Origin of the sequence: Candidatus Aquicultor sp., from assembly GCA_036504445.1 — a bacterium.
Taxonomy (GTDB): Bacteria; Actinomycetota; Aquicultoria; order Aquicultorales; family Aquicultoraceae; genus DASXVE01.
In genome coordinates this window covers 23,050-42,919 of the sequence record DASXVE010000029.1, presented here as the reverse complement: position 1 = coordinate 42,919, position 19,870 = coordinate 23,050, and the positions used below count along the sequence as shown (strand labels likewise).

18 protein-coding genes are annotated in these 19,870 nt (G+C 51.0%); 1 reads left to right on the top strand and 17 read right to left on the bottom strand.

All coding sequences use genetic code 11. The features are described 5' to 3' along the window. Window positions 1-113: 113 nt before the first annotated feature. The 7 genes from mazG to glmU all read right to left on the bottom strand — a co-directional run bounded on the left by mazG (window position 114) and on the right by glmU (window position 9,679). The gene (gene mazG / locus VGK02_10225) at window positions 114-893 is read right to left on the bottom strand and encodes a nucleoside triphosphate pyrophosphohydrolase (GenBank protein HEY3375427.1); all 780 of its coding nucleotides are present in this window, start codon (window positions 891-893) and stop codon (window positions 114-116) included. A gap of 263 nt (window positions 894-1,156) precedes the next feature. Continuing rightward, complete coding sequence (locus tag VGK02_10220) at window positions 1,157-2,251, bottom strand: peptidylprolyl isomerase (GenBank protein ID HEY3375426.1); 1,095 nt, start codon at window positions 2,249-2,251, stop codon at window positions 1,157-1,159. Between the two features lie 4 nt (window positions 2,252-2,255). After that, entirely contained in the window at window positions 2,256-5,672 is a 3,417-nt protein-coding gene (gene mfd / locus VGK02_10215; protein HEY3375425.1) for a transcription-repair coupling factor, read from the bottom strand. 159 nt (window positions 5,673-5,831) lie between these two features. Further along, entirely contained in the window at window positions 5,832-6,410 is a 579-nt protein-coding gene (gene pth / locus VGK02_10210) for an aminoacyl-tRNA hydrolase (GenBank protein HEY3375424.1), read from the bottom strand. A 54-nt stretch (window positions 6,411-6,464) separates the two neighbouring features. Beyond that, on the bottom strand, window positions 6,465-7,109 hold the full coding sequence (locus tag VGK02_10205) for a 50S ribosomal protein L25 (GenBank protein HEY3375423.1): 645 nt from the start codon (window positions 7,107-7,109) through the stop codon (window positions 6,465-6,467). 207 nt (window positions 7,110-7,316) lie between these two features. After that, a complete protein-coding gene (locus VGK02_10200) occupies window positions 7,317-8,282 on the bottom strand; it encodes a ribose-phosphate pyrophosphokinase (GenBank protein ID HEY3375422.1) in 966 nt (321 codons plus the stop codon). Window positions 8,283-8,296: 14 nt separating this feature from the next. After that, entirely contained in the window at window positions 8,297-9,679 is a 1,383-nt protein-coding gene (glmU, locus tag VGK02_10195; GenBank protein HEY3375421.1) for a bifunctional UDP-N-acetylglucosamine diphosphorylase/glucosamine-1-phosphate N-acetyltransferase GlmU, read from the bottom strand. A 222-nt stretch (window positions 9,680-9,901) separates the two neighbouring features. Here glmU and VGK02_10190 point away from each other — a divergent pair, with 222 nt between their 5' ends. Next, window positions 9,902-10,924, top strand: coding sequence for a hydroxyacid dehydrogenase (locus VGK02_10190; protein HEY3375420.1), 1,023 nt, complete (start codon window positions 9,902-9,904; stop codon window positions 10,922-10,924). 76 nt (window positions 10,925-11,000) lie between these two features. On the opposite strand, the gene VGK02_10185 is transcribed toward VGK02_10190, so the two are convergent. From VGK02_10185 to metG, 10 genes are all read right to left on the bottom strand, one after another. Beyond that, window positions 11,001-12,173, bottom strand: coding sequence for a copper amine oxidase N-terminal domain-containing protein (locus tag VGK02_10185; protein HEY3375419.1), 1,173 nt, complete (start codon window positions 12,171-12,173; stop codon window positions 11,001-11,003). Between the two features lie 55 nt (window positions 12,174-12,228). Further along, window positions 12,229-12,489, bottom strand: coding sequence for a septation regulator SpoVG (spoVG, locus tag VGK02_10180; protein HEY3375418.1), 261 nt, complete (start codon window positions 12,487-12,489; stop codon window positions 12,229-12,231). Window positions 12,490-12,506: 17 nt separating this feature from the next. Continuing rightward, window positions 12,507-12,890, bottom strand: coding sequence for a Rid family detoxifying hydrolase (locus VGK02_10175; protein ID HEY3375417.1), 384 nt, complete (start codon window positions 12,888-12,890; stop codon window positions 12,507-12,509). Continuing rightward, window positions 12,883-13,632, bottom strand: coding sequence for a nucleotidyltransferase family protein (locus VGK02_10170; GenBank protein HEY3375416.1), 750 nt, complete (start codon window positions 13,630-13,632; stop codon window positions 12,883-12,885). Before VGK02_10170 ends, VGK02_10175 begins: the two co-directional genes overlap by 8 nt. Window positions 13,633-13,677: 45 nt before the next feature. Further along, the gene (gene ispE, locus VGK02_10165; protein HEY3375415.1) at window positions 13,678-14,574 is read right to left on the bottom strand and encodes a 4-(cytidine 5'-diphospho)-2-C-methyl-D-erythritol kinase; all 897 of its coding nucleotides are present in this window, start codon (window positions 14,572-14,574) and stop codon (window positions 13,678-13,680) included. A gap of 52 nt (window positions 14,575-14,626) precedes the next feature. Then, a complete protein-coding gene (locus VGK02_10160) occupies window positions 14,627-14,914 on the bottom strand; it encodes a Veg family protein (protein ID HEY3375414.1) in 288 nt (95 codons plus the stop codon). Window positions 14,915-15,124: 210 nt separating this feature from the next. Further along, window positions 15,125-15,991, bottom strand: coding sequence for a 16S rRNA (adenine(1518)-N(6)/adenine(1519)-N(6))-dimethyltransferase RsmA (rsmA, locus tag VGK02_10155; protein HEY3375413.1), 867 nt, complete (start codon window positions 15,989-15,991; stop codon window positions 15,125-15,127). A 42-nt stretch (window positions 15,992-16,033) separates the two neighbouring features. Beyond that, window positions 16,034-17,074 carry a ubiquitin-like domain-containing protein gene (locus tag VGK02_10150; protein HEY3375412.1) on the bottom strand — a complete coding sequence of 347 codons (1,041 nt, stop codon included), beginning with the start codon at window positions 17,072-17,074 and terminating at the stop codon, window positions 16,034-16,036. A gap of 254 nt (window positions 17,075-17,328) precedes the next feature. Continuing rightward, window positions 17,329-18,105: a TatD family hydrolase gene (locus tag VGK02_10145; protein HEY3375411.1), complete on the bottom strand. Its 777-nt coding sequence runs from the start codon at window positions 18,103-18,105 to the stop codon at window positions 17,329-17,331. A 151-nt stretch (window positions 18,106-18,256) separates the two neighbouring features. Further along, the gene (gene metG / locus VGK02_10140; protein ID HEY3375410.1) at window positions 18,257-19,789 is read right to left on the bottom strand and encodes a methionine--tRNA ligase; all 1,533 of its coding nucleotides are present in this window, start codon (window positions 19,787-19,789) and stop codon (window positions 18,257-18,259) included. Between the last annotated feature and the right edge of the window lie 81 nt (window positions 19,790-19,870).

Below are 19,870 nucleotides of genomic sequence, written 5' to 3'. Positions count from 1 at the left end.
GCCCCAGAACAATATCCAGCCTATAGCCTATCTACTCCAGGTTGTACTACTATATATTCCCTGGAGCGGTCAGCGACTACCTCTTTCATAGCATCTCCTTTTATGTGTAAAACTTAATTAATACCCGTTTCTTTCGCCTGGTCCCAGAGCGCGTCTTTCTCTGGCAGTGACATTGCCGATAATGTAGTATTCATGTCAGCCGCGTGCTGCTCCATATAGCGAAACCGGCGCTCGAATTTATTGCTGGTGCCTTTCAAAGCAAGTTCGGGGTCGATATCGAAGTGCCGGGCGACATTGACCACAGTAAACAACAGATCGCCGAGCTCTTCCTCAACACGGCCACTGCCGGTTCGAGCTTCTTTGAGTTCATCAAGCTCTTCGGTGATTTTCTCGATGGCACCGCCGACATCGTCCCAGTCAAATCCGACTTTTGCCGCCCTGCTCTGCAGCTTATTTGCGTATAACAGCGCAGGCAGCGACGTGGGTATGCCGGCAATAGCCGATGCTTGCCGTTCTTTCTTTTCCTCGCGTTTTATCTCATCCCAATTTATTGCCACTTCATTTGCCGAGGAAACGTCGCATTTGCCGAACACGTGCGGGTGACGTCGTTCCAGTTTTGTGACGATACCTTCGACGATATCGTTCATATTGTACTCGCCGGCTTCCTCGGCAATTACAGCGTGAAAGACGATTTGCAGAAGTAAGTCGCCGAGCTCTTCTTTCTGGTGCTCGGGGTCGTGGTTATCGACCGCTTCAATGAATTCATATGCCTCTTCGATGAGATACCGCTTTAGGCTTTCATGCGTTTGTTCTCTATCCCAGGGGCACCCGTCGGGCGCGTGAAGTCTGCGCATGAGCTCAACGAGGCGCTCGCACCCATAATTTTTTGACACATCCCTCACCTCTATGTCGACAACAATACCATGAAATGGCGCTCGAAGTACACACGCTCAGCTCCTTAATGTACCTTTTGCTACGCATGGCTGTATAAACGGTTTTTCTGCGCTGCATGAAGGCGTTCATACTCTTTCGAGCGTACATCATGGAATAGTAATTCCCGGGAATTAACTCGGGCTAACGAGCCGGATAGAGGAAATAAAAAAGAGCCCGCTTTTAAAGCGGGCTCTTGCGTAACCGTAAGGTTATATTAACTTGTTTATTGGCCTGATGCCGGTGCTGACTGGCTGGGCTGTGTTGGCGCTGCCTGGGTAGACTGCGTTCCCGTACTACCCGTACCTGAACTTGCGCCCGGTGCGCCCGGTGCGCCTTGCTGTGCATCAGCCGCAGGAGCAGCGGTAGTAGATGGCGTTGTCAGGTATTTCTTAATGCTTGCCTTTTTCTTTGCGTCAGCAAGCCACTTCGCAAATATCTCTTGCTTTTTCTGAGCGAGCAATGTGTTTTTGATTTCTTTCTTTGCCTGATCGAGAGTCTTTTGGTAAGCATCCTTCTTCTCGATCATCTTAATAATATGGTAACCATATGATGTTTTTACAAGCCCACTAATCTGACCTGGCTTAAGTGCCCAAGCCGCTTTCGAGAATTCAGCGACGAATTTCTCCTTGTCTGTTAATGGAAGGTCGCCTCCATTATCTTTGCTGCCCGGGTCAATGCTGTATTGCTTCGCAAGCTTAGCGAAATCGCCACCAGCCTGAATCTCTTTGAGGACTTTAGCAGCCTGGTCTTCCTTCTGCACCAGGATATGGGCAACGTGGATCTGGTCTTTGACTGCGAACTTGGTCTTATTCTTATTGTAGTAGGTCGTGATTTCCTTATCGCTCACCTTAAGACTCTTAGTAAGCGAATCACCGAGTTTTTCAACCCGAATGCTCTGGGTTAACTGCTCTTTGAACTGTGCGAAAGTCAAGTTTTGCTGCTTAAGTGCATCCTCAAGCGCTTTTTGATCTTTGAAGTTGTAGGTCTTTAATATCTCTTTGACCTTTTTATCGATGTCTTTGCTGGTTGCCTGTAAACCACGCTTATCGGCCTCAGAGAGTAGAACCTCCATATCGATCATCTGATCGAGCACCTTATCCCTATACTGTGCTTTGAGCTGGTCACCTTGCTGACCCGTAAGTGCAGATACTGGCTGACCGGTCATCTGTGCGAGCCGGTTATCAACTTCAGCAATCTTAATATCCTTGCCGTTAACGGTTGCTGCCACATCAACTTTTGATCCGGAACAGCCCACGACGGATACAGCAATTACCGCACTCATGGCAACTGCTAATATTCCGTACTTGTAAAACTTCATTTAATTACCTCGCTTTCTGGCTTACCATTACCTCCGTAGTGAGCGCCCTCATTATATCATCAAATAACCTGAAAAGAAAAGGTATTATGTGGGCGGGTTCTTGCAAAGTTGCTGAAAGATACTGCCGTTGGGTGTTAATCGATACCGTGTGGTACTTACTTTTCAGTGTCACTTCTTGTCTTCGGGCAAATGCGATCGGCGCTATACGAAGTTTTTTGTTTTGATACGTTATTTCACTAATTCCAGATTGTTTGCATAGTACGCGGAGTTTAGCGATATCCAGCAACCTCTCAGTCGGTTCGGGGCGTGCGCCGTATCGGTCGGACAGCTCGATACCGATTTGTTCAATATCCGACATGTCGTTAGCGAGTATCACCTTTTTATATGCTTCAATGCGCAGGCTCTCCTCAGTAATATACGCATCCGGAACATATGCGCTCACCGGGATATCGATTTTGATCTCGGTCGGGTCGACCACCGGTTTGCCTTCGAACTCATCGATTGCCTCTTTCAGCATTTGGCAGTAGAGCTCGAACCCGACCGAAGACATGTGGCCGTGCTGCTCGGCGCCAAGCAGACTACCCGCGCCTCGTATCTCTAGATCGCGAAGGGCTATCTTGATGCCCGAACCGAGCGCGGTAAAGTCGCTGATTGTCTTAAGGCGCTCAAACGCCTGCATGGTCAGCACCCGCTGCGGCGAATAGAAGAAGTACGCGTACGCGCGCTCTTTTGTCCTACCGACTCTGCCCCTGAGCTGGTAAAGCTGTGCAAGCCCGAGTATCTCGGCGTGATCGACAATAAGCGTATTAACCGATGGGATATCGATCCCCGATTCAATGATGGTCGTACACACCAGCACGTCGTATTCCCGCTTGAGGAATGTCATCATTACCTTCTCAAGCTGGTGCTCGCTCATCTGGCCGTGCGCCACACCGACGCGCGCATCCGGAATAAGCTCGTTTACCCGCCTAGCGACGCGGTCGATGCTTTCAACGCGATTATGTACATAATAGACTTGGCCGCCTCTACCGAGCTCGCGCCGAATAGCTGCAATAAGCATGTCCTCGTCATACTGCCCGACGTGGGTAACGATCGGCGTTCGCCCTTCCGGCGGCGTCTCAATTGTCGACATATCGCGCACGCCCGCAAGCGACATTTGCAGCGTGCGGGGAATCGGCGTGGCCGATAGCGCCAGGACGTCGACGCTTTGCTTGTATGCCCGGAGTTTTTCCTTGTCGTTAACACCGAAGCGCTGCTCCTCATCGATAATGATGAGTCCCAGGTCCAACGGCTTGACATCGCTTGAAAGCAAACGGTGCGTGCCGATTAAGACATCGACCTTACCCTCATTAAATCGCGTAATGATATCTTTTTGTTGCGCGGCCGTTTTGAACCGGCTTACCATTTCTACCGAAACCGGAAACGCCGAGAGCCGCTCGCTGAACGTGCTGTAATGTTGCTGTGCCAGAATTGTCGTCGGTACGAGCACCATCACCTGTTTGCCGTCGGCGATGGCTTTAAAGGCGGCACGAACCGCCACTTCGGTCTTTCCGTAACCGACATCGCCGCAGATCAAACGGTCCATAGGGCGATCGGTTTCCATATCGCTCTTAACGTCTTCGATCGCCATGAGCTGATCCGGCGTCTCGTCGTAGATGAACGAGTCTTCAAGCTCCTGTTGCCACGGCGTATCGGGTGAGAACGCTGTTCCCTTTACCTGAGCGCGGGTGGCGTAGAGTGAGAGTAAATCATAGGCGACTTTTTTAACCGAGGCTTTCGCTTTTTTTTTGGCTTTGAGCCAATCGGCGCTGCCGAGCCGCGATACCGGCGGGGTTTCACCCGCTGCACCGATGTATTTCGTAATACGATCGAGTTGATCGGTCGGTACAAAGAGGCGGTCGGAACCCGCATACTCTAACAATGCATAGTCGCGGATGACTCCGGCGACTTCACGGCGCTGCAGGCCTGCGTATACAGCGATTCCGTGCGCGCTGTGCACGACGTAATCGCCGATCGCAAGCTCGGCGATACTGCTAATCGCCGTACCCTTTTCAGCGGGTTTTCTTTTGGTAGACACGCTGGCATGTCTGTAAATATCGGCTATCGCAATAACGGCAAGATTAAGATCGCTACTCTCAAAACCGCTTTGCAGATTTCCGGTGAGAAGGCTGACCCGTTTGGCGCCCGGTTTGAAATCACGGGAAAAATCGACGTTCTCCCTGGCAAGTGATTGAGCAAGCTTATTGCATTGCCCGTCATCGACGCAGGAAACCACCGTTGTCATGCCTCGCCCAAGATACCCGGCAAGCAGCTCGGTAAGCTTCGCTCCGGAGGTGTGTTGAATGGGAGCGGCCTTGCATACAAACCGGTCTGAATCTGAACCGATTGACGTAAGCTCAACGGCAACACGTGCGCGCACGTCGGACGGATCGGCAAAATATGAGCGGACCGGTTTTACCATCGCCCCGTGCTCGACTAAGTGATCGATATAAGCGAGCTGTTGTTCAAGGTAGTGCCCGGCGTGCTGAAACGCTTCTTCCGGCTCGTCAATAATTATAATCGCCTTGCGCGGTATATAATCGGTAACGGTTTCGGACGCCTCGTAGAAAAACGGCAGATACTTATCGATTCCCTCGAAATGCTGTTTGTCCTTGATTCTGCCGATTTCATCGGCAAGCCACTCCGGCACGTCCTCGGGCAGTGTTTTTGACGCTCGCGCGACGGTTATATCCGTTAACGCAACCTGGCGGCAACCGTATAACTTAACTTCTTTTAGGCCGCCGTTTGAGCGCTGTGTCGATGCACTAAACGGGCGAATTGAATCAATTTCATCGCCGAAAAGCTCGACCCGTACCGGCTCATCCATGTGGGATGGGAAGATATCGATGATGCCGCCGCGCAAACTAAACTGCCCGTTGTCCTCAACGAGCGGAACGCGTACGTATCCCATCGCCACCAGCACGTCGGCCAGTTTATAGAAGTCGATCTCATCGCCGGCACGAAGACTGCGTGAGCGATGTACGCCTTCATATGCCGGTGGAATCGTTCGAAGTGCCGCCTGAACGGGCGCCACCCAAACGCCGGGAGTGCCGGCCTCGATGCTCTCAAGAACAGCGAACCGGCGACCGATGGCGGCAGCGCTCGGGCTTAAAGAATCATATGGCATGGTCTCAACGTCGGGAAACAGCTCCGCCGGTGTGCCAAACGCTCGTGCGTTTGCCACCGTGCGACGCGCCCGCTCGGCGTTAGGGGTAATAATAAAGATAGGGCGATTGAGAGCAGCGTAAAGCACTGCGACCACATATGGGCGGGCTGCTGTGCCGACCGTCATCACGGTCTGCTCGCCGGCCCTAATATCTTCAATCACGCCTCTAAATTGTTTATTCTTTTGAAGAATGCTTACGGTACTGTCTAATCTCACGAACTTATCTATCCTTTTCCGTGCGCCGCAACCGTAATGAAGTGGTGGTGCGCACAGCAAATAGGCCTCGGCAAAGTTGCCCAGACCTCCCTATTTATTACTTTCACTTCTTTCACTATAGCAGCTCGCATGTTCGCGATACCAGACACATGTACTTATCTATTCGGCAACCTCTTCTTTCCGGTTGAACTCGTTCATCGCCCGTTCGACACCGTTTTCGATAATGTACTCGATAGCATCTGTCGCCCGTATAATCGCAAACTCGATCTCTTCCCAATCGCGGTCGCTAAATGGGCGAAGCACGTAGTCTGCCGCGTCCATTCTGCCGGGAGGGCGCCCGATGCCGACACGCACCCGGATAAACTCATCGGTTCCGGCTTGGGCGATAATGGACTTTATCCCTTTATGTCCGCCGGAGCCGCCGTCAGTGCGCACCCGTATCCTGCCCGGTTCAAGGTCAAGGTCGTCGTAGATAACGATAAGATGTTCCGCGGTGGTCTGAGTGTCATTAAGGAGCTGGCACACCGCCACACCGCTATTGTTCATAAAGGTAAGCGGCTGCGCAAGAAGTACGCGCTCACCAGCTACTACGCCTTCACCCCAGCGGGCAAGCCGGTTTTTCTGGTTGAGTTTCACGTTCGCAACATCGGCAAGCCGGTCGATCACCATAAAGCCGACGTTGTGGCGCGTGGTTTCGTATTCGATTCCTGGGTTCCCTAAGCCGACAACTATATACATATGCCCTCATAATAAAAAGGCGCGGGGCATGCCCCGCGCCTCTCAAGCTCGTGCTTAGCCCTCTTCACTGGCTGCAGCTTCGCCGCCGCCCGCAACCACTGCCGGCTCAATGCTTTCAACGGCAGTTGTTTCAACCTCTGCCGCAGCTGCAGCAGCAATCGTTAGAAGAACTGCATCCGGGTCGGTGAGCATAGCCATGTCGCCCGGTAGCTGGACGTCTTTAGCATGAATGCTATCGCCGATCTGCATATCAGTAATATCGATATCTAAGTGATCAGGCATAGCACCTGGCAAACCCTCGATTTCCAGCTGATCAAGATGACGTTCCAAGATACCGCCAAGCTTAATGCCCGCCGCATCGCCAACATGGACAACCGGGATCATGGCTTGAATCAGCTCGTCCATCGCGATTTCCTGGAAATCCACGTGGAAGTACTCGTTCTTAATCGGATTGCGCTGGACTTCTTTGATAATCGCGTTCGGCGCTTTCTTTACGCCTGGTATTTTTAGCTTAACGATGACGTTCTTCCCGGCATCCGAATGCGTAAGTGCCGAAAACTCCCGCGCGTTTACCGAGATCTCGGTGGCCTTTCCACCGCTGTAGACGATCGCCGGTACTCTTCCATCTCTTCTGAGCTTCTTGCTTGATTCTTTACCGGCAATCTCGCGCTTTTCTGCTTTAAGCTCTGCTATCTCCATTAAGATCACTCCTCATATTCTTCGCGTAGAGCGATAAGCTAAGTAGCCAATAGGGCTATCTCACCGCTATCACGACAATAGTCCTATTGGCTAGTTCGCCACATTTATATGGTTTCCTTTAAGTATTCTATCATATAACTCAAGGCGCTAATGCTCTAATGCTCTAGTGCCGCGGTGCTCTAGTATTTTATGAGAAAACAAATTGCGCTATGACTGATTTTGGCCATCGAACAGATCGCTGACCGAACGGTCCTCGTAGACATTTTTCATCGCTTTGGCAAGAAGCTGGGCAATTGAGAGTACCGTGAATTTCGAAATCATTTTTTCCGCCGGTACCGGTATCGTATTTGTCAGCACGAGCTCTTTTATCGATGACTTCTCAATTCGCTCGACTGCCGGCCCGGATAGTACCGGGTGCGTAGCCGCGGCATAAACCTCAACCGCCCCATGATTCGCCAGCGCTTGTGCGCCGCTTGCCAGCGTTCCGGCAGTGTCGACCATATCGTCGATCATTATGCAGGTGCGCCCGTTGACCTCGCCGATAATGTGGGTAATCTCGGCCACATTATGCTGCGGGCGTGTTTTATGCATAATCGCAAGCTCGGCCCCGAGTTTATCAGCAAATCTTTTTGCTGTCTTTACCCGTCCGACATCAGGCGAAACAATGGTGACATTTTCTAATTTCTTATCTTCGAAATATTTGACGAGCAACGGGAGGCCCATCAGGTGGTCAACCGGAACATTAAAGAAGCCCTGAATCTGCCCCGCATGTAGATCTACAGTAACCAAGCGGTTGATTCCTGCCGTCATCAAAAGGTCGGCTATCAGTTTTGCGGTAATAGGCTCGCGTGCCGCTGATTTGCGGTCTTGACGAGCGTACCCATAGTGCGGAATAACCGCATAAACCTTGTAAGCCGATGCCCGCTTTAAGGCATCCACCATAATAAGAAGCTCAACAAGGCTATCGTTAATCGGCTCGGCAAGCGTCTGGACGATAAACGCCTCAGCGCCACGGACGCTCTCGAGGTAACGGCAATAGATCTCGCCGTTGCTAAACGTTGAGATATCGACTTTGCCGGGCTGAACTCCCAAGTGCGAAGCGATCTCTGCCCCTAAATCCGGGTTGGATCGCCCGCTAAATACCATTAACCGTTTACTTTGTTCGCTTGACATGTTCTCCCCATACCTTAATCAAATTGAACATCGTTCTTTTTACGCCTCTTACGTGCCCAGTGATTGATAATATACTGCTCGGAACGCTCTACAGATAAGCTATCCTCCGGCACGTCTTTTGTTATTACAGATCCGGCTCCCGTAAAGGCTCCTTTACCAATTTTAATCGGCGCCACCAACATAGTGTCGCTGCCGATAAATGCCTCGTCTTCAATAATCGTCTGATATTTATTTGCGCCATCGTAATTGCATGTAATAGTGCCGGCGCCTATATTAACTGATGTGCCAATATGCGCATCACCGATGTAGCTTAAATGCGGGACCTTGCTGTTTTCACCGATCTCACTCTTTTTAACCTCGACAAAGCCGCCTACCTTAGCACCTTTTTTCACCAGGGTGGCCGGTCGCACATGGCAAAACGGCCCAAGCGCGGCATCGTCTTCGACGGTGCTCCGGCGTACGATCGCGTTTTCAGCAACTACCCGGTTGCCGATCGTACAGTCTTCAATGCGGCTCATCGGGCCGATAATACAAGCTTCACCGATCGTGGTCACACCGCTGATAAACGTCATCGGGTAGATTATCGTGTCTTTGCCGATTACGGCTTCATCTGAGATGTATGTCGTCGTTGGATCGACGATGGTGACCCCGGCCAGCATATGTTGCTCGTTAATGCGCCCACGCATGACCGCATCGGCCTCAGCAAGCTGTACGCGGGTGTTTACACCCATAATCTCGTTCTCGTCGGGAGCGATACTTGCCATAATCGTCTCTCCTGCGTTACTAAAAACCTTAATTACATCGGTCAAATAAAGCTCTCCCTGTGCATTATTGGAATCGATACGCTTGAGCGCGTCAAAGAGCTTAGTCTTATTGAAACAGTAGGTGCCGGAGTTAACCTCGCAAATCGCGCGCTCGGCATTGCTTGCGTCTTTTTCTTCGACAATAGCCGATACCGTGCCGTCACCTGCCCGGATGATCCTCCCATAGCCGGTTGGATTATCGATTTTGGCGGTAAGGATACTTGCGGCTGCGCCTTGTTTTTCATGCACCGCAAATAGGTTTTGCAGTGTTGTTGCCGTTACAAGCGGGGTATCGCCGGATAAAACCAGCACCGCACCAGCGAAACCTTCGAGCATCTGCTCTACCTGCGTTACCGCGTGCCCGGTTCCAAGCTGCTCTTCTTGCAGCGCAAACTCAACCCCGGTTAGCTCGGCCCGTACCGTATCCGCCATGTGCCCGACAATGACGATAGTGCGCTCAGGCGAAAGCTCGGCTGCTGATTTGAGAACGAAGTGGATCATAGGTTCCCCACAGATTGCGTGAAGCACCTTGGGACGGGATGATTTCATGCGGGTACCCTCGCCCGCCGCTAATACAATGACAGCAAGACCCATCTGGTAAAAACTCCTGTAAAGATATGCTCTGGTCAGTGGTTATATTGTGAGAACACCACATATTATACCATTTTGGTGTGCCATTTGAAATAATTGCTACAATAAAGCTCGCCTATAGAGCCCTTATTCCACGTCAGAGCGCTTGCACGTGACTTAAAAACATGACGATTTGGAAAGAATACGTATAAGTGTGACTCAATTACGCACATGGAGATGGTAACTATGCCTGCAAAAGCAGCATTCTTCGAAGTTGAGCCTTTCGAGGAACTCTATATTCGCGACCGTATGGATAAGCAGATGCAGCTCGCCTTTTTTACCGAGCCGCTTACCATCGACAATGTCCGGCTTGCCGAAGGTTTTGAAATAATATCACCGTTCATCTATTCAAATATCGACGGGACGGTTATAGAACACCTTCCTGAACTGCGGCTTATTGCAACCAGGTCGACCGGTTTTGACCATATCGATCTTGATACGTGTCGGGAGCGCAACATCGTCGTGGCTAACGTACCTTCGTACGGCGAGAATACGGTCGCCGAGCATACAATGGCGCTCATACTGGCACTCTCACGGAAGATTCTTCCGTCGGTCGAGCGCACGCGCCGCGGCAATTTCGACCTCGAAGGGCTGAGGGGTTTCGATTTAAAAGGAAAAACCCTGGGAGTAGTCGGCGGCGGCCATATCGGCCAACATGTTATCCGTATAGCGCACGGGTTTAATATGAATATTGTGGTCTTTGACGTGCGCCCCGACGAGCTGCTGGCGCGCAACCTGCACTTCCGTTACGTGCCGCTTGAAGAACTGCTGAAGGTATCCGACGTCATCACGCTTCACGCACCCTACAATCCCCACACCCATCACATGATTAACAAACGAAATATCCATATGATCAAGCGGGGTGCGATACTGGTCAATACGTCGCGCGGGGGTCTGGTTGAAACAGCCGGAATAGTTGAAGCGCTCAATGAGGGCATATTGCAAGGTGTAGGTCTCGATGTTCTTGAGGAAGAAGGGTTAATAAAAGAGGAGCGCCAACTTTTGTCGCACGAGTATACGCGTGAGCGCCTGCGGATCGCCCTTGAAACCCATTTGCTGCTGTTTCGCGACGACGTTATTATTACACCGCATAACGCATTTAACAGCGCAGAAGCAGTGCAGAGGATTCTGGATACGACCATGTCGAATATCATTGCGTTCTTGGAGGAACGGCCGCAAAACGTCGTCGAGTACCGGCGGGCTGCATAACGTGCGGTAACGATATCCGCTCTGCCGTTGCCGAAGTTACTCGCGGTGTTTCCCCGGAGCTACGATTTGCCGGCTTTTACTTCACGACGGGCATCTCTACCGGTTGATTGATGGCAAAGATCGTAAAGGAGCCGCTCGAACTCGTGGTGGTCAAGCCTTGCCCTTCAACGCTCATCTTGGTAATGCTTCGCATCTCGACGTAGTCGGCGACCAACGTTGCTTTATCGATAAAAACCTTATATACCGCATCGAAGCGAAGGCCTTTGAGTAGCTCGTCATAATTGCGCTCTGCCAGCGCCTTTTCATCGGCGGAGAGATCGTCCGGCCCCAGTTTAGAAATGGTATTGCGAAGTTCGGCTTTGTAATCATCCGGGTCGAGCTTAAGGTAGATCGTGTAATGTGGCTTACCCGCGACGAGCGCATCGTTGCCAAACGCCGCGACCTTTTTTATGCTCCCCGGCATCGAAAGAATGGTCGTGGGGTTATCGAATGCACCGCCGTCAAGAAGCTGGTTCGGCCCGGACGATTCGAGTTTTTCCCACCGGTCGCCCACCTTCTCGTAATAATTGGTGCCGTTCGTGAAGGTCTCGCTGTCGCCGAGGTCAATGTCGAAGTTCGATGATACTATCGACGTCTTGGAATATACTTCTTGCGGTGTTTTAAATGCGCCATAAACCGCAGTCTCAATATTAATCGTTGCAACCGCACTGGGAGCAGCGAACATGGCCATTTTTATCGATCCGTTAAACTTATATGAAGACAGGGCGTCATTGCTGGCCGTAGCCGTATTGAAGATATCCAGAGCACTCTTGCCAGCTCTGGTTTCCTGCGCGGCAATCAGAACGGCTCGCGTTGGATTATCCCACGTCACGTCAGCGCCAAATGCCTCGGATATAAAACGTGCGGGAACGAGGGTGCGTCCTTCGATAACCATAGCGGGGACATCGAGGCGTACCGGATGATCATTCTTGGTGGCTACGCTGCTTCCGATCGGAAGCCTGATGATGGTGTCTGATTTTTCGAGGATAACTGTCTGGTTCTTCTGGTCCCAGACGACATCGGCACCAAGCGCTTCGCTAATGCTGCGCATCGGTACCATCGTTCGATTCGATACAATAAGAGGCGGTATCTCTGTGGAGAGGCCAACCCCGTTAACTTTTATCGATATCTCTGAAGAAGCCCAAGCGGTGCCTGACGACAGTAGAAAAGCTGCCAGCACTACAAGGACAACCCTAAGCGCACGTTTCATATGATTCCTTTCAAGGATGCCGACCATGTCGTGCTGCAAAGACTACAACGACTATTTACGCAGTACCTAACTGCTCTTTGTACTCAGCGATAACCGCAGCTTGGATTCTTTCCCTGGTCTCGCTGTTAATTGGATGAGCGATATCACGGAAGTCTCCGTTCGGTAATTTGCGGCTCGGCATAGCTACGAAAAGACCTTTCTCGCCCTCAACCACGCGAAGATCATGAACGACAAATTCATCATCAATGGTGATACTCGCAATGGCTTTAACTTTGTTCATCTCTACTTTTCGTATGCTCACCTTGGTAATTTCCACTTTGTGCTCCTTTGCTACTATCGTGCCAACCCTATGGCCGAGATTTCTACCTGTGCTCCTTTTGGCAAGGCAGAAACTTTTACTACTTCCCTTGCTGGCGGTTGCTCAGAAAAATAATCGCTGAATACTTCATTGACCGCTGAGAAATCGTCTATATTAATTAAATAAACGGTTATTTTGACCGCCATGTCAAGTGAACTATCGCCTGCTTTTAGTACAGACTCCACGCTCTGCAGCGTTCTTGTAATCTGCTCTTTCATATCCCCATTTATGAGCTCGCCCGTTTCGAGATCGAGCGGAATCTGGCCTGAGACAAAAACAAGACCTCCGGCCTTAATACCTTGAGAATACGGCCCTACGGGCTGAGGAGCGCCTTCAGAATATACAGTAACTCTACCCATTTACGCTCCCGCCTAGCGCTTTCGTTGCCAGTGCAAGATCCGATTCTTTATCTACATCGACGCCTATTTCAACATAGGGTGTAATAATCCCTGCACATGTCGTACTGGTTATTTGCCCAATTCTTTCCTCAATTTGTTGTATGCTAAGCCGCCCTAGAATAAACCGCAGTAAAAACCCATATCCTAAAACACCGGCGATCTTTACCGGTTGCTTGCGAAGTTCATAAATGCGATCTATGAGGCTCATATTATTGGTGATAAAACTGGGGTCGACCAGAACGATATTACCGCCGGTAAAACGCCCTTCCCGTACCCGTGCATAGGTACGCTTTACATCGGGGAAACGCTTCTCGGATTCACCGTATTTAACGATCGGATAATAAAGCGACGCCTTGCGCTCGCTGCACCTGGCAAGAAAATCCGTGATAGCTTCAGGTGTGATAAGCGGAATATCGGATGATAGAATAAGAACCTTATCGGTGGCGCCGAGATGATCGATGCCCGCTCGTGTAACATCGGGAAGACTCCCACTTTCTACCATGAGATCGACGCCTTCTCCCGCTCCGTTGAGCGAGTATTCGACCGGAACCACGACGCAGATGCGGCCGATATCACTGCAACGACGCAGCGCATCGATAACATAGTTTACCATAGGCCTGCCGTTGATCGGCACCAGCCCTTTTGCCGGAACAGGCGCTAATTCTTTCGCGTTACCGCCTGCTAAAACTACTGCATCAACCATGTAATTCTCCTAGCCGCAATACCGGTGTTTGGAACCGAGTTTATATCATGCGCTGTGCTCAATGCATACACCACGCGTTACCGGCTCTACAATCTCGACAAACGCTGCCGGATCAAACTTTTTAGCTGCAACCGCAACCCGGCGCGCTGCCGTGTTATCAGCACACAATGCGATGATACTCGGCCCGCTGCCCGACATCAATGCGCCTTTGGCTCCTGCGTCAACCAATAATTGTTTTATCCTTGAAATAGCAGGATATCGCTTTACAGCAACCGTTTCAAGAAGATTGCGGGAGGATTCCGCAATTTTATCTATATCGCCGCTTTCAAGCGCGATTACAATGTCGTTTTTTGTCCGCAGCGGCTCCGGCGCTTGCGTATCGACGGCACGGTATATATCGGCGGTCGATACGTGTATCGGCGGCGTCACAATGACAATCGGCACATTGGGCATAGACTGAAGTTTGCTAAGCACTTCTCCTTTGCCCTCGGCAAGCATTGTGCCGCCGGCCAAACAAAACGGGATATCGGCGCCCAGCTGTATCCCTAAATGTTGCAGCTCGGCAAGCTCGAGTTTAAGGCCCCAGAGCTCGTTAAGTCCGACGAGCGTCGCTGCAGCGTCGGCGCTTCCACCGGCTAAACCTGCCGCCATGGGAATTCGTTTCGTGATAGAGATCTTCGCACCGTTTTGTGCATTATAGGTTGAACGAAGCGCTTGGGCGGCCTTATAGGCCAGATTGTGCGGACCGGATAATTCTTCGTGCGAACAGGTAACGGTGATAGTATCTGTATCGATTGGGGCTACCTCGACCAGGTCATGCAGAGATACGCTCTGCATGACGCTTTCGATCTGATGGTAACCGTCGGGGTAACGCGAGATAACATCGAGATACAGGTTGATTTTTGCGTAGGCATAGATTGTTAGCATCGTTGTGCCGGCCATTACGGCGCTTGGGGTATATGCGCCACTGTCCTTATCGCTCCTTATCTCCTGCCTACATAAGCCAAGGGAGAATGCTCTCCCCGTTATCGGGGTTGGAGAGCTCCACTGTCTTGGTTAAGACGTCTGCATAGCTATACGATACCCTGCGGCAACGATTCCTCTTCTCTTCAACTTTGACGACAAAGAGGTTGGGGTGTGTTTCTTCTAGGACGCCGTCACGTTCAATAATCTTGCAACGCCCCATGTTCGCCTTGAGGCGCATCTTCTCGCCAACAAACTCATCGAGCTGCTTACGTATCTTATCTACGACCTCCACTTGCGATAATTGACTGATCGCCATGTTGCTTATCCCTCTCCTTCAGGTGCTCCGAATAGTATACAGCAAAATTGCAAAAATTTCAAGTTTACTCTGTGCCGCAACGAATTGCAAGACTTACTGGCGACATTAAGTTATAATACGACAGTGGATTGAGAATTCCTGCTTATAGCGCCTATATTTTTAAAGACATGGCTTGCTAGCCAGGTCAATTTGTACTCCTCATCCGCTTTATCAGAGTTCGCCCATATAAGGCACGAGCGCATTAGCAACGGATGCAAATTCGGTAATGGACAGCGTCTCTCCTCGCCGGCGCGGATCGATATTTGCTGCTTGCAACCCAGCCATGACTTCATCCACGGTAAAGTGAAGCTCCGGGCTGCCGGTAAGCGCGTTCTTCAGCGTCTTACGACGCTGCCAAAACGCTGCTTTAACAACTTTGAAAAAGAGGTCTTTGCTGGTTACATGCACCCGAGGTGCGCTTAAACGAACCATCTTAATAACAGCGGATGATACTTCGGGCGGAGGCAGAAACACATTTTTTGACACTGTTACTACCCGGTCTACATCACAATAAAACTGCGCTTTTACCGAAAATGCACCGTACGCGCTCGTATCCGGTTTTGCGAGAATCCGATCGGCCACCTCTTTTTGAATCATAACGACGTAGAGCCCGATACTCTCAAACCTATCGAGATATGTGGCTAGAATGGGCGTCGCTACTTGATACGGTAAGTTAGACACAAGCTTATGCGGAACGGGCAGATTGCCCGGTAGGTGCTTAATATCCACTGAGAGCGCATCGGCAAACACAACGTTGGCGTTCGGATAATCGCGAAGCGTATACTCAAGGACCGGCTTGAGCCGCCGGTCGAGATCGATAGCCACGACACAGCCCGCTCGTTTGGCAAGCTCCTGGGTTAGCGTCCCGATGCCCGGTCCGACCTCAACGACAACGTCGCTTTGCCCAAGATCGGCGGCGGCAACAATCTTCCCCAAAATATTCTGGTCGATCAAAAAATGTTGCCCCAGGCTCTTATCGAGCCTGAGGCTAAATTTTTTAACTACTTCAAGCGTTGCCTGCGGTGTCGCCAATGTCATTTCTCTGCACTCCCCGACACGCTCGAAACCATTCCATTCCTGCTATTTACCAAGAATCGTTACTTTCACCGGGCGCCGGCCAAATTTAAAGCACTCGCCAGGCGTATTGTAACATAAATCAATACGATTCCCTTTGATTGCACCACCGGTATCTGCTGCGATCGCCGTCCCATAGCCCTCGATATAGAGCTTGGTCCCGAGCGGAATATATCTCGGGTCGACCGCCACGACGCCTTTCCGTGCGCGCATACCGTTTGCGCATTTCGTACCGACGCCTGGACCATAATTCGGTGCATACGCGCTTGCGCGCATCGTTATGATCCGGCCGCCCACGAAGCTTGAAGCTTTACGCTCTGTACCCCGTGAGACATTCGTCGTTCTGTATAAGCGAGCGATCTTGCGTTTCGTGCCTACCGCCACCACTTGTGCCACCGGTGACGTTACCAGACTTTGTATCTTTTCTTGCCTTTGTACCGGACGGTCGCCTTCAAATACGGTTTCCATCACTTTCATGAGTAAGCCCGGCTTACCCTGCGTCACAACGACCTGCTTGCCGTAATCCAAATTTGGATCGGCTTTGCTGATCGTCTGGTACGGTACCGGTACCTTCGTGACTTCGCACTTCTTCGTTACCAGCGTAACCTCGACGGTCATGCCTGCTGCGACCTTCTCGTCGCGGTTCGGTCGGATCTTATCGTCCGATCCGATCTGCAACCCCATGTCCCTAAGGACTCCGCCAACCGTACCAGCTGTTGATACGGTAGCGATTTTTTGTTCGTCAAGTTTTACTGTAATCGGTACTGCATGTCTTACGTTGAGTGCCATACCCTCTTGAATCTTTGCCGAGAGCTTTGGCGTTACGTCGTCTTTTGCCTTAACTGTTACGCCGTTTTCCTTCAGAACAGCTGCTACTGTTCTCGCCCGCGTTACGACGGTTTTACTTTGACCGTCGATGGTAAGCTGCACTTTAGCCGCGCTGCTGACCATATCAGCCACAATGAAGAACATGATGAGTGAGAGTAAAACAATTTCATACCTGTTCGTTTTGAGGCTGCGGGCTATCTGATGAAAACGTGCCATCATCAATCAGTCCCTTCAGCTTGCTTATTATGTTGTCAAGGCACAAGCGCAATAACTGCTCGCTATGATAGCATAATCGGCTAACGAATATGAAACTTTAATTTTCGGGCCATTTTCAGAGGTTACCCGTGTACGGCAAGCACTAAACAAGCCTATGGCCTGTAGATATATCGTATTCACATATGCACAATATATAGGGTTGCTTTGGATAATTATTGGAATTATTAGGCATAATTTGCCAGAATTGCCCTTAAAACTTATGGAATTGAGAAGAGAAGCGACACATTTTCCTGCGTCGATGACGCCACCGCAGCAAGGCTGACACCCTTAAGCTCAGCGATTTTTTCGGCGACAAACCGCACGAACGCGGGCTCGTTTTCTTGCCCTCGGTTGGGAACCGGGGTGAGATACGGGGTATCGGTCTCCACTAAAAGTTTGGTAAGCGGCACGAATTTCGCCACATCGGGCAAAGCACCGGAATTCTTGAAGGTAACCGGTCCGGCAATCGAAATATAAAAATTCATTGCGAGCACGACTTCCGCAAAATCGGTCGTACCGCTAAAGCAATGAAAGACGCCCTTCTTGGGGCGATGCTTGGTGACGATCTCAATTGTGTCATCATCGGCATCACGGTCGTGGATTATCACCGGTAAACCGACTTCATTAGCCAGGTCGAGCTGCTGTTCGAAAACTTTGCGCTGCGTGGCGCGGGGCGAGTGGTCCTTGAAGTAATCGAGGCCGATTTCGCCGATCGCCACTACTTTTGGATGTTTGGTTAGGGCTTTTATCTCTTGCAACGCTTCAGGGGTAACATCCTTGGCTTCATGCGGATGAAAGCCTATCGCCGCGTATACGCCCTCGTATTTCTCGGCGATCTCTACCGCCCGGTAACTTGAGGAAAGCTTATCGGCAACGGTAACTATTCTGGTCACACCGTTATCGCGTGCCCGCGCGATAACGGCCTCAACCGCGCCATCGTTTCCAAAAAAATCAAGATGTGCGTGCGTATCTGTGAGCTGCGTTGTTTTTGGCATATGTCTCCTGTTCAATGGGATAAGCGTTCATGCTTATCGAGTCTACCCGGGCTTCTACTTACCCAATTCCAATTGCTGGGTTTTCAGAAAATTAAGGAGGGCGCCCATTGCGCACGCCCATTAAAAACAATCTTTATGCAATCTTCATACTCTACGTGACCTCGATGCGCGGAAAGAGTGGTTCGGCTTTCTTAACGCTCGTTCCGGCTGCCAGCGTGTCCCACTTGCGTGCATCGTCAAGCGTAACGGAAGCAAAATCGCTCTGGCCGAGCTGTGCCCAAATTTTTTCTGCGGTGTGCGGCATCACCGGCGTGACTAAGACCGTGACCACGCGAATCGCCTCCAAGAGCGTGCGCATGACCGTTTGCAGGCGCTCGGTGTTGCCCTCTTTAGCGAGCGACCATGGCGCGGCCTCATCAATGAATTTATTGGCGCGGCCGATGATCCGCCAGATTTGCACTAGTGCTTCGCGTATATCTACCCTGCTCATCGCCTCATCGACGATATCAGCAAGCGCCAACACCTCATCCTTGAGGGCAACCTCTAGCGGTCCGAGTTCACCCGCTTCAGGTATTGCGCCGTCGAAATACTTCATCATCATCGCCACGGTGCGGTGCACCAGGTTGCCGAGGTCGTTCGCGAGGTCGCCGTTAATCCGGCGTATAACCGCATCTTGCGTAAACTCCCCGTCGGCACCGATCGATATTTCGCGCAGTAAGAAGTAGCGGATGGTATCCTCACCGTATTCTTCAATGAGGCGGTTCGGGTCGACCACGACGCCGGTCGACTTGGAAATCTTCTCGCCGCCGAGCGTCCAAAAACCTGTCGCCAGTACTTTCTTCGGCAATTCAATGCCGAGCGCCATCAGCATCATCGGCCAAATCACCGCATGGAAGCGAATGATATCTTTACCGATCACATGAACATCGGCGGGCCAAAATTTGTCGTATTTCGCCTCGTCCTGCAGGTAACCAGAGCCGGTTAAGTAGTTGATGAGCGCGTCGAACCACACGTAGACAACGTGATCGGGATCAAACGGCACCGGGATACCCCACTTAATCGTCGTTCGCGAAACGCTGGTATCCTGTACGCCGCCTTCGATAAAACTTACTACTTCATTGCGGCGAAAATTCGGCTGTACGAAACCGGGATTGCTGTTGATATACTCGAGCAGACTGTCCTGATATTTGGAGCTTCTAAAGTAGTAACTCTCTTCACGCAGCCATTCAACCGCGCGCCCGCACTGCGGGCAGCACCCCTCGACCAGCTGCGACTCCGGGTAAAACGTTTCCTCGTGAATGCAGTACCAGCCCTCGTAATAGCCTTTGTAGATGTCATCCTGCTCGTAGAGCTTCTGGAAGATCGCCTGCACCACTTTGATATGGCGCTCCTGCGTCGTCCGGATAAAGTCACTATAGGAGATATTGAGCTTTCCCCAGAGTTCCTTCCACGGGCCGACCATGAGGTCGCAATGCTCTTGCGGCGATAAACCGCGATCGCGCGCCGCTTTTTCCACTTTTTGGCCGTGTTCGTCGGTACCGGTTAAAAACAAAACGTCGTTACCGGCCAGGCGCTTATACCGAGCCATAGTATCTGCTATTATGGTAGAATAACCATGTCCGATATGAGGAACGTCATTTACATAATAGATTGGAGTGGTAACATAAAAGCTTTTCCGTGCCACAATTTTCCACCTTCAAACGAAAATATATTCTTATATTAACTAAAATAGCATAGAACGTCGTTGACACAATTTTTCCACAAA